This window comes from Marinobacter bryozoorum (assembly GCF_023156245.1).
Lineage (GTDB): Bacteria > Pseudomonadota > Gammaproteobacteria > Pseudomonadales > Oleiphilaceae > Marinobacter > Marinobacter bryozoorum.
Genome location: NZ_JAKZAH010000016.1, coordinates 46,794 through 60,397, shown reverse-complemented (window position 1 = coordinate 60,397; position 13,604 = coordinate 46,794). Strand labels below are relative to the sequence as shown.

Below are 13,604 nucleotides of genomic sequence, written 5' to 3'. Positions count from 1 at the left end.
TCACCGGGCTCCCATTGCTTCAACCGCAAACGCACCACGTCCACTCCAGTGGACAAACAAATTCGGGTGTTTGCGCTTTATACGATCAAGCCATGAGACTGCTCTCATCTTCTTGCCGCGCAAGCGCTTGTATTTCCGCATCGCCCATCGAATGATGGCTCGATCGATGTGATCTGCTACCGGCTGAAATTCAGACCCTCTGAAGCGACAATAATACCGGATCCAGCCCCGGACTCGTGGAGCCAAAGCTTTGGCAATCTGGTCTATGGATAACTCGCTTCGAAGGTTCAGGTGCCATCGTCTTACCGCCTGCCTCATAGACGTCATCGACTGACGGCTTACTGCTGGCGTGAAACCAAGCGAGCTTCTCCCGCTCCGGTTGACGATGCGCCTCGGCCTGAACGTATATCCAAGAAAATCGAACTTAATGTTTTCATGATTTCCTTGTCGCCGACTATCCTTGCAGTACACAACTTTCGTTTTATCGGGATGCATTTCGAGACCGCATTGTCTTAGCCGCATATCTAACTGCGAATGCAGATACTGAGCCTCACGCTCACTTCGACAATGCAGTATTCCGTCATCTGCATATCGGCAGAATGGGATATCCGGATGATGAACCGTCAGCCAACGATCCAATGCATAATGCAGAAACAGGTTTGCCAGAACTGGCGATAACGGGCCACCTTGTGGTGTGCCAACGTTCCGTCCTTCCTGCTTACCATCTTTCGTCTGCATCGGTGCCGTTAGCCAGCGCCTCACATACAGCAGCACCCAGGATTCAGAGCAATGGTGGTCAAGAGCCTTGAGCAATAGCTCATGATCAATATGATCAAACAAGCCACGGATGTCATACTCCAGCACCCAGTCCCTTTCCCAGCACCGTTTTCGCGTGATCGCAAGCGCATCATGCGCGGATTTCCCGCGCCGATACCCGTACGAGTCCACATGAAAGACAGGTTCCAGGATAGGTTCCAGCGTCATAGTAACCACAGTTTGCGCTATACGATCGCTAACCGTGGGTACCCCGAGCAATCTTTCCCCTCCACTTTTCTTCGGAATTGGAACTGCTTTGACGGCCGGCGGGAAATAGCTGCCGGACGATATCCGATTCCAAATCAGATAGAGGTTCTTGCTCAAGTCTCGATCAAAGTCCTGAATCGTCTGGCCATCTACACCGGCCGCACCTCGATTTGATTTAACGCGCTGATACGCCTCCCATACCTGGCGCTTGGAAATATCAAACGGTTTCGCTGAGTTCACAGGCTCATCCTAAAATAAAGTTGGCCATGGAATCAGCCGAAGCAACTCGGCTCCTTCGCTCCGAGCCCATTACAGGCCCATCATCGCTACTACGAACCAATCCGTCCTCGAACCATGCATCGGTACTCTGCATCTTGCTTTTCTTCACTTGATGCTCTCCCTTGGCATCATGGATTCGAGTTCCCACAGTTCCGCTGAAACGCCTGAACCGAGCTCGCGCCATCTCTATGCCGGACACCACCCACCCAGTAAGCAGGTTTCCGATGGATTTATCCCGGGGATAGTTGTGGCCCCCGGTTTTGATGTCCGTTTTCAATTTCGACACCTGAACGATGATTCGCTTGTGCTCGCCTTCTCGGTCCCTACCTGACACACCACATGGGTGAGCCTTTTCTCCTGACGCTTACGACAACGGTCTTCAGCCAATGCCGCTCAGGATGGTTTGAAGCCAGCCCCTGCAGGCAGACTCCGGAGGGTCGATTCCTCCATCATTTCAACAGCTTCTCATGCTACACATATGACTCCTGTCTTACTGTGCGCACTGCTGTGGCACACACAACTACCTTGACACATAGGGTAGTCCCGCAGGCTGAACATAATGCCGCGTCGGAGGTCATTCCGCTCGTTTCCCTCAAAGTTCAGTAGCGGCTTCAGGGAAACCGGAAACTGGCGCAGGTAGCCGGAGTCCAGCTGGTTCTGGATCGCCTGCACAAGATCAAACTGTGGCGCCAGCCTTTCCTTGATGCTGGTGTGGTCCGAGGATTCCGGTGTTTCGGCCATGGCGGCTCTAACCGGGTTGAGGTCCACATAGGCCATGCAGCTCAGGACGGCCTGCTCGGTTAGCAGCGCCTGCGATTTAAAACGGGATTCCCAGAAGTGGCCAGTGCAGTCATCTTCCCGGTTCGCTTCACGGGCAATGGGCTCGTTCAGGCATTTCATGAACCAGCTGAGTTCCGTAAGCCGCTTTCGGTAGACGGCGACAGTGCGCTCCAGGAACCGGCGCTCGGCACTGGCCAGCGACTCACCTTTGAGGTAACGCTGAATAATCAGCGGTCCTTTGTACAGGCTGCTCCAACGAGCCAGGACCTCGTCGTCATCCCACTCCGCCGCCGACTCCGGAGACAGCTTTGCAACCAGATGATAGTGGTTGCTCATCACCGCATACGAGCAGATATCGATCGAAAACAGGGATGACAGAATTCGAATCCGGTCTTCAATCCATTGCCGACGGTGTTCGTAGTTCCTGCCGGTGTCCCGGTCGTAGCCACACAGGAAGGTGCGACGTACGCACCGAGATACAACATGGTAGTACGGTGTGTCGGCGATCGAAACGAGTTGTTCCCTTGGACGTGTCATGGAAATCCTTTCCACTCTGTTGTCGGTGTTACTCTCTTACGGGTCGCTCAAATTTCATCGGGACGCACTGGGCACCAAACCTCTAACGGCAATTCCCCCGCCTGCTCAAAGAGAGCTATCTCTACGGCCCTGATCTTTTTTGCTCCCTGCTCATCCACATACTCAATACCAGCGCTTATCGGGTCGCCATCAACAGAAATACCGTTCACGGTCAGGCACTGTCTTCCATCGCGGATTCCTTCATAGAAGTTTTGTACCTCTTCATACCAGAACGGAGGTGCAAGGAACTCAATTTGATCATCACGATCGGGGCCTAGGTCCGCTTCCATGTCTTTGCGCAGTTCGCGAGACAAATGCTTTTCGTAGGTTGCCAAGCTGGGATCTGCATTCAAATCGGCTGCCATTTCCTGATACGCAACCTGTAACGGGGAGGCACTTGTCAGCTTCTGCCCTGGATTTCCTGCACAGCCTGCGATCACAAACGCCAGCCCAAGCGTTGAGCCACGGACGAATTGAGCCAGATTCATTTGAGCGCCCTCTCAATTTCCCGGTCGGTACTGGCTGTCCGGGACCTCAGAGCCCTGGCAGCCCTGCACAGAAGGCCCGAGCATGAGAGGATGAGCTCTTCTACGTCGATCGTACCGCGGGCAGATAATGCGAGGGCGCCAGCGAACATAAACCTCGCTGTATATTCGAGTTCGCCGTCTTCTGTCACCTCCATGTTGACGCCTATCCGCCGAATCTGAAAACCAATTGACTGCACCACTTCACTAGCGGAAAACGTGACGTTACCCGCCTTGCCCCTCAATGTTGCTGTGCCGTCACTTGCGACGGAGACTGATGCTGGACCGACCTCACGCAAATTCGAGCTGTAAGACCTTCATTGCGAGCGTATGAGAGTTCCAGCAACCGGGCAACGGTCACTTTCAGAGTGTATGTATCGGGACGGGCAGACATAAGAATCCTCCTTGGGCCCAAAATGAATATGGGCAAATCAATCCATTAATGATGTGGCGGCGAGGAAACAAAACCGGTGGAGTCAATCTCCCGCGCCGTAGACCAACTTTCAGATCAGAAAAACCACCTACAAGGCGGTGTAAGATTACCACTCTCAGTAACATGGGAAAATGACGCACACCACGGCAGGTACACTTGGACGCAGCTTGTCAGAAGACGTAAGCCCACCTAGGTTTAGAGGTATTCAATACGTTCAACGTCTCCCGAACTTGCCCGGACCAGCATACTGGGGAATAACCTATGCCAGAGATGGTTTTCAGCGGTTGATCCGGGCTGGCGCGCACGCTCATCGCAGGCGTGCTGGCGTACGTGTTCCTGGTGTTTTCCTACGACCCTCAGGGAGGCGCACTCAGTCAGAACTGAACGCCTTTGGCCTGATTCTCACTGTGGCACTGGGCTCCACCCTGGCTACCGTGCTATTGAGCCGGAATATATCCCTGACCAACGGGCTAGTGGCTTTTGCGCTCCTTATCGGGCTTCAGCTTGTCGTTACCTGGTCCAGTTTCGCTTGCGCTGGGTACGCAAGGTGCTGACCGGCGAGCCGACCCTCCTGCTCTACCGGGGACAGTTTGTGGACCAGGCGCTTCGCCAGGCCCGGGTGACCCGGGATGAAGTGCGCTCGGCGGGCAGGTCATCGGGCATTCTGGCCCTGGACGATGTGGAAGCTGTCGTGCTGGAGACCGATGGATCCCTGAGCGTGGTTCGCCGCAGCTCATGCGGCGGGCCTTCCAGCCTGGAGGACGTTCGACGGTACGGTAGGAACGGTACCGGGTAAGACTCGGAGCGTCGGGCCCGGAAACCGGGACAGACCTTCTTTCGATGCCTGTCCACGCTTAACGGTCACGCTTACCACCGGAGTATCAGCCAACCTTCACTACCTCCGTCGGGCCTTTCGCCCAAACCCGTGAGTTCGAGGTTCGGTCAGCACCCGGGTCCATCCCGCCGTGGAAGCGCCCCACATGCAGTGTACCGCCAGCATCAAAAGGTTTCGTCGGACCGGGTGTTGCGTTGCCGGGCGCAGCACTTTTGCAGCGGGAATCCAGCCAAGATAACCTGCCGCCCAGACAGCGGCCCCAAATGCCGCACCACCGACCGCCGGACGGGAACTCTTGTCTGCGACCGCTCCCCAGAGACTTCCCGCAGCGGCACCGTAGAGAAAGTGCGCCCCCAGGGTAAGTAGCGTCATGGATGTGTCACTACGGGGCTTATGGACGGGTAACCGGTCAGTTATGTCTTCGGTCACTTCCCGCGGGGGCAACGGGTATTGCTCTTCCCTGGGCAATTTGCGGTGTCCCTTTTCCATTTTGATGGTCATTGGCACGGTGGCGAGCAACCCGCCAAGCGCACCCGCGAGATATCGATTCATGCAAAGACCTCCTCCCCTGAAACATGGTGGTGCTGAATTTGAACCAGCACCTGCCTGTAAACATAGTTTAGTTTCTGCTAAAGCAAGGGGTGGAATCTGGACGGGCACTCCCGGGGGTGAAAAACTGCCCCCGACCCCGGTTCAAAGGGGTCACGGGCAATGATCCGCAGGTTGCCTTTTACCTGGGCTCGCCCTTGCGGCGAGTAGCTAAAGGTCAGCTCTGTGGCTTGATCATAAACTTCTGACCGGTCGCCATTTTGCCGTACTCCGAGATGGCATCCAGTTGTAACGCACCGGCCAGGGAGACTTCGTGGGTGTAGTGACTGGCGAACGTAGTCTTGATTTCGGCCGCTACGCGTTTGCGCATGGCGATGTTGGTTTCCTTACCCAGTTTTCCCAGCGCATTGAACAACAGAAAGCCGTTCACACCCCAGGCAAAGCCAAAGTTGCGGCTCAGCGTGATGGGGCCGCGATCAAGGCCGCCATAGATATAAACCTGTTTGTAGATGTCAGATCCATACACGCTGTACTCCGTCATGTCGCGAGAGACGGCGGCTTCCATGCAGGTGAGGATATCGCTCGCCAGGCGTCCGCCACCGATCGGGTCGAAAGCTACCGTGGCGCCGGTGTCGATCAGTGCCTGGGTCAGGTCTGCCATGAAGCTGTCGCTACTGGAGTTGACCACGTACTTGGCGCCCTGGTCGCGCAGGAGTGCTTCCTGTTCCGGTTTGCGGACGATATTGACCAGGTCGATGCCGTCAGCGATGCAGATGCGATTGAGCATTTGCCCGAGGTTAGAGGCGGCGGCCGCGTGGACGATAGCCTTGTGGCCCTCAGCGCGCATGGTTTCTACCATCGCCAATGCCGTCAGCGGATTCACGAAGCTTGAAGCGCCTTCGACAGCGGTCGTACCCGGTTCCAGTTCCAGACAGCTTTGCACATTGGCACAGAGGTATTTGCGGTAGCTACCGCCGCCAATGAACGCAACGGTTTTGCCCATCAGGTTTTGCGCTGCGGCGGAGGAGCCTGCCGCGACGACGGTACCGGCGCCTTCATTGCCCACGGGTATCGCCTTGCCAACACGCTTTTTAACCGCGCCCATGAACTTGGCCGGAACATCGGCATTGATAACTGGACGATCAGCGCTACCGGACTGGCTGGCAGTTGTCATATCAGCCGTGCTGAACATCACGCCCAGGTCAGACGGGTTGATAGGGGCGGCTTCGACGCGGATAACCACCTGGTTTTCGCCCGGCTGCGGGATCTCGATCTCACGCAGGGCAAGTTCCAGTTTGTTGTCGTCGCTGATGGTGGAAGTAAGTTCGATGTTGTTATCTGACACTTTTTTCTCCTGCAAAGTTTGCGGGGTATGGCTCGTCGCTGACCGATGTTACCCCATAAAGTGGGGCAGGTATCCAGCACATGCCGGCCTGGCAGTAGCCACACTATCCGATACCAAACCCAAGTACTACAGCCGCCACCACCTGGTCGATACCGTAGCGACCGGGTGTATCATTGCTTTATCGGCTCACGTACGCCATGGCTTACCTCCCCCGGATCAACGCGGGAGCCTAGAAAACGTAAATGAACCCGACACCTACTTCGGCTTCATAATCGTTGCGTGCGATCGGGCTATCGGCAATATCGCTGCTATAGTGCTCATAGAGCACTTCGCCGAAAACCTGCCAGTTGTCGTTGATGTAGGCACGATAATTATAGTTGGCCCCAATGGAGCGGAATCCGCCGCTCAGATCGGTTTCGCTCAGGCCTGACGCAGCAGCCTGGGACGGGTCTACGCCAAACTGCTCATTGGCAAGGTCGCTGTCGTGAAAAACCGCCACGATTGATAACTCGGAGCCGGTTCCGTCCTTTTGCTCGCCGAAGCGGCGACCCACGCCCACAATACCCAGGTTTCCATTTTCACTGGCTACAATTCGACCATCCAGCCAGTAACGCCAGTCAGCATCGAACGCACGACGTGCCTGCAGTACGAATTCAGCACCCTCATCTGTGTCGCCAAGTCCATCCAGCCGGCCGTCATCAGAGTCGCTCTCTTCACGCCCTTCTTCAAAGCCCACTGAAGCCTGTAAAAGCCAGGTGTCAGAACGCAGGCCACGCCACCCCAGCGCTTCACCAGCCCAATAGAAGATGTTATCACCCCTGCGCCATTGCACAGCGCCGGCGGGACTGGCTTCGAAGCCGAACTCATCCGACCCTTCGTAGGCAGATTCATATTCAACACCCAGGCCCAGCCCGAAGCCCCAGCCGTCTTCACCCCGAGTGAAGTCTTCCAGCGAGGGTAACGGCACCAGCGCCGTTTTCTCGTCCTGTGCTAACGCTGTTTGAGCAAACAATGCCGGAGTGCACATTGCCAAAACTACGCCCGTGAATTTTTTCATTTTAGTTCTGCTCGGTTATAAATTGTTGGAAAACAACCTGGCAGAAAGTACGTGGGCGGCGAAAGAACAGATCAAATATGTCATTCGACATCCGCGACGAATGACAAGGTCAGAGGCTGTGTACCGAACGGGAGCGTATAGGGGGCGATCAACGGGTCGCGGGAGGAGGGCCAAGCAGCGCACAGAAGGCGTCTTCGCTAACCGCCTGGCTGAAGTAGAAGCCCTGATAGGTATGGCACTCCTGCTGCTGCAGGAAGGCAAGCTGCTCAGCGGTCTCCACGCCCTCGGCGATCAACTCCATGTTCAGGCTGCGGGCCATGACGATGATGGCACGGACGATCTCGGCATCGTTGCTGTCCCGGGTGCAGTCGTTGATGAACGACTGGTCGATCTTGAGCAGGTCGACCGGTAGCCGTTTGAGATAGCTCAGCGACGAGTAGCCGGTGCCAAAATCATCGATCGCGAAACGCACGCCCATGTCCCGCAGCTCATTCATCTTTTTCACCGTGTCGGATATGTTGTGGATCATGATGCTTTCGGTGATTTCCAGTTTCAGGCACTGCACGGGGATCTGCTGTCGGGCAATGATGGCGGCTACCTGCGCGACAAAGTCGGCCTGGCGAAACTGTCGGGGGCTTATGTTGATACTGAGGCTGAACTGGTCTGCGCTAACCAGCTCCCGGTCCAGAAGGCGGGCCAGGAAGTCGCAGGCCTGCTCCAGGATCCAGTGGCCGGCTTCGAGGATCATGCCACTCTCTTCGAGCGCATGCATAAAGGCAGCCGGGCCGATCAGCCCTGTCTCGGGATGCTGCCAGCGCAACAGGGCCTCCGCACCGGTGATGCGTTGCGTGCGGGCATCCACCTGTGGCTGGTAGTGCAACCGGAATTCCCCCGCCTGCAGTGCCTGGCGCAGTTCGGCTTCCAGTTGCAGGCGCTGGCTGACAACCACCTGCATCTGCGGTTCAAAAAACGCGATGTTGTTGCGTCCACTGGCCTTGACCCCATACAGAGCGGTATCGGCATGTTTGAGCAGGTCCTCCGGCGTATTGCCGTGCTCGGATGACAGGGCAATACCAATGCTGCAGCTCAGCTGTAGCCCGTGACCCTCGATATTCATAGGTGCAGACACGGCCTCGAGGAGTTCGGCAGCGTTGACTCGCGCCCGCTCGGCACTCTGCTCCGGATTGCCGGACAGGCCGGTCAGCAGAATGACAAACTCGTCGCCACCCAGGCGGGCGACCGTGTCGGCCTTACGTACCCGTGCCTGCAGGCGGCGACTTACCTCCTGCAGTACTGCATCACCGCAGGTGTGGCCCAGGGAGTCGTTGACGCGCTTGAAATGGTCCAGGTCGAAGAAGAGCAAGGCGCAACTCAGGCCATGGCGTTCACCCAATGCCAGATGCTGTTGCAGCCGGTCGTGCAGCAACAGGCGGTTGGGGAGATCGGTCAGCGCATCGTGATAGGCCTGGTACTTAACCCGCGCCTCGATGCTTCTCTGCTCAGTGACATCCTTGAAGCAGGACAGCGTGCAGGGCTCGTTGCCGATCAGTATAAAGTTGCTGGACACCTCGCAATTCAGCACGCGTCCGTCCCTGGCAATAAGGTCAACCGACTCATTGCGCAGACAGCCATCCCGTAACAGCTTGTTTATGACTGCCGGACGTTTACTTGGATAGCGCCAGAAACCGAATTCGGCCGCAGTCTTTCCAATCACCTCCTGGGGCTGGTAGCCGAACACCTCGGTAAACCGGTGGTTGACCTCGGTTATTTGCGCACTGCGTTTGTCAAACAGCACATAGGGTTCGGGAGAGTCGATGAACAGGGCCGCAAACTTGGCTTCGCTCTGCCTCAGTTCCCGGTCGGCGTTGCTGCGTTCGGAAATGTCATGGACCATGGCCAGCCGGTAGGACTGGTCACCGATCCGGACCTGCTCCACATAGATCAGGCAGGGTTTGGACTGACCGTCATGGCACTGGAAGCGGGCCTCATGTTGCTGAATGCTGCCGCTGGTGAACAGTAGCTGGAGAACGCCGTCCCGCTGTTTCGGGCTGGCCCAGAGTGGCAACTCGGCGGAATGGTGACCGATTAGTCCGGATGCACTCCAACCCAGTAAATGCTCGAGTGCCGGGTTGACGGCCACCACGATATCGTCGGTCGCGCTCACGAGCATGCAGGCCACGGGAAGTTGCCCCAACAGGGCGATCAGATCTTGCTCCCGCGTTCCTTCCGGGCTCGTTAGCGAGTCAGCCATAGTGTACAGCCAGGCAATGCGCATTCATGTGATGGGCTCTTTTTGTTTCTGGCAAAGTTAACGCTTTGGAGTTATCGATACAAGATCCAGGGGTTTGCTCCACCGCACGAAACCAGCAAACAGCCAGCGCCTTTACATCTCAATGACGCTGCCCGGTCAGCTGCAAACGCTGATCCGCTCGAGACCGGAGAGAGGTACACCCAGGGCCCAGGCACCCGCAGTGATGTCTGGGCCCTTCCGGTCCGAAATAATGTAGCCACACCTGGTCTCGGTTATGGCCCCCTGTATTTTGACTGACATTGCTATAACCGAGGCTACGAAAACCCCACCCCTACGCAAGGCGTTCGCCGCCTTAGAACATATAGTCCAGCAATATTTTCCCGTTTCAGATAAGATGGTCGTTTGACGGTGGCAAAAGGCAGCCGTTAACCTGGAGAATAAAATGAGCAAGAAACCGGTAAAAGCCACATTAACTAGGGAAATGATCGAGGAGCAGACCGCTGCTTTTTTGAAATCAGGCGGTGCTGTTGAGTATGTAAACAAGGGCAAAAGTGGACAGCTTTACCCTACAGGTTCAAAACACATTAACCTGAAAGCTAATAAATAATAACGGCAAACTCTCTGGCTTCCTGCAGCCAGCTACCCGTTGTGAAGCCTGGCGAAGTTAGACAGTATGGCCCCGGGCTTCTGGTAGTCCGGCTCCGGAAACCTGGACAGCGCCAGCCTCGGGCGCCGGTTGTGCCTCGCCCTTGCCGATCACCCTATCCTGCCTGATCCCTCCTTGGTTACCGCGCCTTGCCGGTGGCGTTCTGTGATCCGAAAACCCTATACTACAAAGCCTCCAGACCAGACCACCAACTGCGGATACAACAATGATCAAACTCCACGGCTTTTCTGCCAGTAACTACTACAACGTGCCCAAGCTCGCGCTTCTGGAAAAAGGTATCGAGTTTGAGGAAGTGCTTTCCTACACTGGCGTCGGTCCGAAATACAAGCCCGAATACCTGGACAAAAGCCCCCTCGGCAAAGTACCTGCCCTGGAGACACCTGAAGGCTTTATCAGCGAGTCCCGAGCTATCCTGGAATACATCGAACGGGCCTACCCTGAGCCTTCCCTGCTGCCCGAGTCGCCGTTTGACGTGGCCAAGGTCCAGGAGCTGTCGCAATTCATCGAGCTCTATTTCGAACTGGTGGCCCGACGCCTGATCCCGAACCTTATCGGCGGCACCCAACCTGATCCTGCCGTGCTGAAAGAGGTTGAGAGCGGACTCAACAAGGCCGTAGCGGCATTGCCCAAACTTTCGTCCTTTGACCAGTTTGCCTATGGCGACAAATTCACCGTGGCGGATATCGGCGCGATTCTGAACCTTCCGATTGTACGTAATGTTGGCAAGGTCTTCCTGGACCGTGACCCGCTGGCCGAAGTGCCAGGACTGCTCGCCTATCTCAAGCGCATGGCAGAAAGACCGGCTGTGCAGAAAGTCCAGGCCGATGCTGCCGAGAACAGGCCACAGTTCATGGCTCACCTGAAGGCACTCTACGGCTCCTGATCCGCCCTGCCCCAACACTTCTTCACCGCTGAAACACACCGGCGCCCGGAGCACTTTGCCCGGGCCCTGAGGCCACCCTCGATACGGGGGCAGTGGACCTTTCATCAGATGTGATCGGCCTGATTGGCGCACTGCCGCCTATCAGTTTCGTATTGGGGGGCCTTCAGGCGGCTTATGACTATCAGTTACCGGACGAAAACGGCGAGCCCTTCAGGCCCATGACGCCAGCCCCGACAGTCAACGAAGCTGCGCTTGATGACTTCGACAAGAACCGGGGTTGACGGCATGTTGCCTCGCGGCTGAAAATCTCGCATCAATTGATCGCCCATCACCCGGCGTCGCATGGAACATAGGTCCGGAACACCGGAGCCTTGTTGAATCGGAGCCCCTTGCCGGTGGATCGATGGTACTTGACTCTAAAGGGAACCCCTTCATGAAACCCAAAGATCTCGTGGCTGATTTTATTGCCCGCATTCATGCCCAGCATTTTGATGAGGCAAAAGAGTTGTTGGCCACCGACGGCTTCGAATATGTTGGCCCCAATATGCGCTTCCTCAGTCGCGACGACATGCTGGCTTACCAGTTTGGCATGGCGGCCATACAGAAGGACCTGATTGTCCGCCAGCTTAGCGCCGACGGCGAGCATGTCTTCGCCATCCTCGATTACCAGACTCACTTCGAGCCGATCGGGGATGTAAGGCTTGCCCTCTGGTTCCGTGTTCGGGGTGACCGGATTCACACAGTGGAAGCGTTCTATAACGCCGCTGTTGTGGAAAACATGCTGGGCGGCAACCTCCCCACCGCTGTTGATACCAGCCAGTAAACGCTACAGGCCAGCAAGGCCCTGGCCCTACCCCCACTCATCGTTGATTTCCTCCCAATTCGGCCCCGGGCAGACTAGGCTGAAGGGAGATAATCCAACATTTGGGAAGGGAAAGCCCCGTGATAGGCGATCGAACTGTCAGTGTCTTTTATGATGAGGTCATGCTGGGACACAACCCCCAGGTTGACCTGCCGTTCATTCCGAGCCGGGTTGAGAAACGTGTTCGGTCGATTCTTCAGAACCTGGAGTTCAAGTGGAGTTACCCGGAGCATCCGGGCCGGTTGTCTGCAATCAAGGCCTGGCTGGACAACTACCCGGTGCCCGGCGTGCGAATTGAGCAGGGTGCTGCTCCGGCAACCTATGAACAGCTCTCCCGGGTTCATACCACCTCCTACCTGGACCACCTTTTCTCTCTGGAGGGCCAACGCGCCTGGCTGGACAGGGACACAACCGCCGTATCACCGGACAGCATCCATGCCGCTACCACGGCTGCAGGCAATGCCATTGCCGCCGTAGAGAGCGTCATGGCCGGGAAGTCTGACAGTGCGTTTGCCCTGGTGCGACCACCAGGCCACCATGCCGAGCCGGTACGTGCCCGAGGCTTCTGCTTGCTCAATAACGTCGCCATAGCAGCGGCCCATGCCCATGCGAAACTCGGCTGCGAGCGCATTCTGATCGTCGACTGGGATGCCCACCATGGCAACGGCACCCAGGAAATCTTCTGGGCAGACCCCGATGTGCTGTTCTTTGACACCCACTGCGCGGCACCCTTCTATCCCGGCTCCGGACTGTTACAGGACGTGGGTGAGGGTATGGGGGAAGGCTACACCATCAACGTTCCCCTGCCGGAGGCGGCGGGTGACATCGCTTTTGAAAAGGTTTTCCGGGAGATCCTGGTACCTGCCGCTGATTACTTCAAGCCAGACCTGGTATTGGTCTCAGCCGGGTTCGACCCCCACCGCAACGATATGGCTTTCAACGTGTCCTATGACGGTTTCAGAATGATGGCCAGCATTGTCCGGGACATCGCGGACCGGCACTGCCAGGGGCGGGTCGCCTGCGTTCTGGAGGGCGGTTATAACCTGACCTCCCTGGGCCGTGGTGTCCATGCCGTTCTGGAAGTTCTCGCCGGCGGCGAGGCGCCCGTTCTGAAGGAACCCGGTATTGCGGAGGCTGAGGAGGCCCTGGCGTTCCATCGCTCGGCCTTCGGTGAAGAAACCTGATACCCGGATATCAAGCACACCGGCAAGCTGCTACAGTCTAACGGCACGGGAGCCAGAACAGCGGCTTTTATTTCAGACACAAAGCAAAAAGGCAGCCGAAGCTGCCTTTTTCAGATCATGTAGTTGGCTATATCAGATAGCGACTACATTGTCCGCCTGCGGGCCTTTCTGGCCGTCGCTGACGTTGAACTCAACCTGCTGGCCTTCGGCCAGGGTTTTGAAACCGCTGCCCTGGATGGCGCTGAAGTGAACAAAAACGTCCGGGCCGCTTTCACGAGTGATAAAACCAAAACCCTTTGCTTCGTTGAAGAACTTGACTGTGCCGGTAGTAAGAGACATATAAGATTATCCTGTAA

14 protein-coding genes are annotated in these 13,604 nt (G+C 56.6%); 6 read left to right on the top strand and 8 right to left on the bottom strand.

Features of this window, described 5'->3' with window-relative positions; genetic code table 11:
- From ltrA to MLC59_RS10680, 3 genes are all read right to left on the bottom strand, one after another.
- Positions 1-1,263, bottom strand: coding sequence for a group II intron reverse transcriptase/maturase (gene ltrA / locus MLC59_RS10690; protein ID WP_248234150.1), 1,263 nt, complete (start codon positions 1,261-1,263; stop codon positions 1-3).
- Between the two features lie 504 nt (positions 1,264-1,767).
- Positions 1,768-2,619 (bottom strand): transposase, encoded by an 852-nt coding sequence (locus tag MLC59_RS10685; RefSeq protein ID WP_248234149.1) that lies wholly within the window; start codon positions 2,617-2,619, stop codon positions 1,768-1,770.
- A 47-nt stretch (positions 2,620-2,666) separates the two neighbouring features.
- Positions 2,667-3,146, bottom strand: a complete 480-nt coding sequence (locus MLC59_RS10680; protein WP_248234147.1) for a hypothetical protein — start codon at positions 3,144-3,146, stop codon at positions 2,667-2,669.
- A 998-nt stretch (positions 3,147-4,144) separates the two neighbouring features.
- On the opposite strand from MLC59_RS10680, the gene MLC59_RS20125 reads away from it, so the two are divergent.
- Positions 4,145-4,411, top strand: a complete 267-nt coding sequence (locus MLC59_RS20125) for a YetF domain-containing protein (protein WP_427901719.1) — start codon at positions 4,145-4,147, stop codon at positions 4,409-4,411.
- Between the two features lie 99 nt (positions 4,412-4,510).
- Here MLC59_RS20125 and MLC59_RS10670 read toward each other — a convergent pair whose 3' ends face one another.
- From MLC59_RS10670 to MLC59_RS10655, 4 genes are all read right to left on the bottom strand, one after another.
- Positions 4,511-5,002, bottom strand: coding sequence for a hypothetical protein (locus MLC59_RS10670; RefSeq protein ID WP_248234146.1), 492 nt, complete (start codon positions 5,000-5,002; stop codon positions 4,511-4,513).
- Between the two features lie 214 nt (positions 5,003-5,216).
- The gene (locus tag MLC59_RS10665) at positions 5,217-6,344 is read right to left on the bottom strand and encodes a zinc-binding dehydrogenase (RefSeq protein ID WP_248234145.1); all 1,128 of its coding nucleotides are present in this window, start codon (positions 6,342-6,344) and stop codon (positions 5,217-5,219) included.
- 229 nt (positions 6,345-6,573) lie between these two features.
- The gene (locus MLC59_RS10660; protein WP_248234141.1) at positions 6,574-7,401 is read right to left on the bottom strand and encodes a MipA/OmpV family protein; all 828 of its coding nucleotides are present in this window, start codon (positions 7,399-7,401) and stop codon (positions 6,574-6,576) included.
- 148 nt (positions 7,402-7,549) lie between these two features.
- Entirely contained in the window at positions 7,550-9,676 is a 2,127-nt protein-coding gene (locus MLC59_RS10655; RefSeq protein ID WP_248234139.1) for a putative bifunctional diguanylate cyclase/phosphodiesterase, read from the bottom strand.
- Positions 9,677-10,094: 418 nt separating this feature from the next.
- Between MLC59_RS10655 and MLC59_RS10650 the strand changes: the two genes are divergently transcribed.
- From MLC59_RS10650 to MLC59_RS10630, 5 genes are all read left to right on the top strand, one after another.
- Positions 10,095-10,259 carry a hypothetical protein gene (locus tag MLC59_RS10650; protein ID WP_248234137.1) on the top strand — a complete coding sequence of 55 codons (165 nt, stop codon included), beginning with the start codon at positions 10,095-10,097 and terminating at the stop codon, positions 10,257-10,259.
- 265 nt (positions 10,260-10,524) lie between these two features.
- Positions 10,525-11,202, top strand: a complete 678-nt coding sequence (locus tag MLC59_RS10645) for a glutathione S-transferase family protein (protein WP_248234136.1) — start codon at positions 10,525-10,527, stop codon at positions 11,200-11,202.
- Positions 11,203-11,294: 92 nt separating this feature from the next.
- A complete protein-coding gene (locus MLC59_RS10640; protein ID WP_248234135.1) occupies positions 11,295-11,483 on the top strand; it encodes a hypothetical protein in 189 nt (62 codons plus the stop codon).
- Between the two features lie 152 nt (positions 11,484-11,635).
- Positions 11,636-12,025, top strand: coding sequence for a nuclear transport factor 2 family protein (locus MLC59_RS10635; RefSeq protein ID WP_248234134.1), 390 nt, complete (start codon positions 11,636-11,638; stop codon positions 12,023-12,025).
- Positions 12,026-12,144: 119 nt separating this feature from the next.
- A complete protein-coding gene (locus MLC59_RS10630; RefSeq protein ID WP_248234133.1) occupies positions 12,145-13,248 on the top strand; it encodes a histone deacetylase family protein in 1,104 nt (367 codons plus the stop codon).
- A 132-nt stretch (positions 13,249-13,380) separates the two neighbouring features.
- Here the strand turns inward: MLC59_RS10630 and MLC59_RS10625 are convergent, their stop codons facing one another.
- A complete protein-coding gene (locus MLC59_RS10625; RefSeq protein ID WP_248234132.1) occupies positions 13,381-13,587 on the bottom strand; it encodes a cold-shock protein in 207 nt (68 codons plus the stop codon).
- Between the last annotated feature and the right edge of the window lie 17 nt (positions 13,588-13,604).

Bases quoted from the DNA above. Each gene is read 5' to 3' on its own strand.
- MLC59_RS10635 (WP_248234134.1), top strand. From the start codon at position 11,636: ATGAAACCCAAAGATCTCGTGGCTGATTTTATTGCCCGCATTCATGCC.
- MLC59_RS10660 (WP_248234141.1), bottom strand. From the start codon at position 7,401: ATGAAAAAATTCACGGGCGTAGTTTTGGCAATGTGCACTCCGGCATTG.
- MLC59_RS10655 (WP_248234139.1), bottom strand. From the start codon at position 9,676: ATGCGCATTGCCTGGCTGTACACTATGGCTGACTCGCTAACGAGCCCG.
- MLC59_RS10670 (WP_248234146.1), bottom strand. From the start codon at position 5,002: ATGAATCGATATCTCGCGGGTGCGCTTGGCGGGTTGCTCGCCACCGTG.
- MLC59_RS10645 (WP_248234136.1), top strand. From the start codon at position 10,525: ATGATCAAACTCCACGGCTTTTCTGCCAGTAACTACTACAACGTGCCC.
- MLC59_RS10680 (WP_248234147.1), bottom strand. From the start codon at position 3,146: ATGAATCTGGCTCAATTCGTCCGTGGCTCAACGCTTGGGCTGGCGTTT.
- MLC59_RS10685 (WP_248234149.1), bottom strand. From the start codon at position 2,619: ATGACACGTCCAAGGGAACAACTCGTTTCGATCGCCGACACACCGTAC.
- MLC59_RS10650 (WP_248234137.1), top strand. From the start codon at position 10,095: ATGAGCAAGAAACCGGTAAAAGCCACATTAACTAGGGAAATGATCGAG.
- MLC59_RS10625 (WP_248234132.1), bottom strand. From the start codon at position 13,587: ATGTCTCTTACTACCGGCACAGTCAAGTTCTTCAACGAAGCAAAGGGT.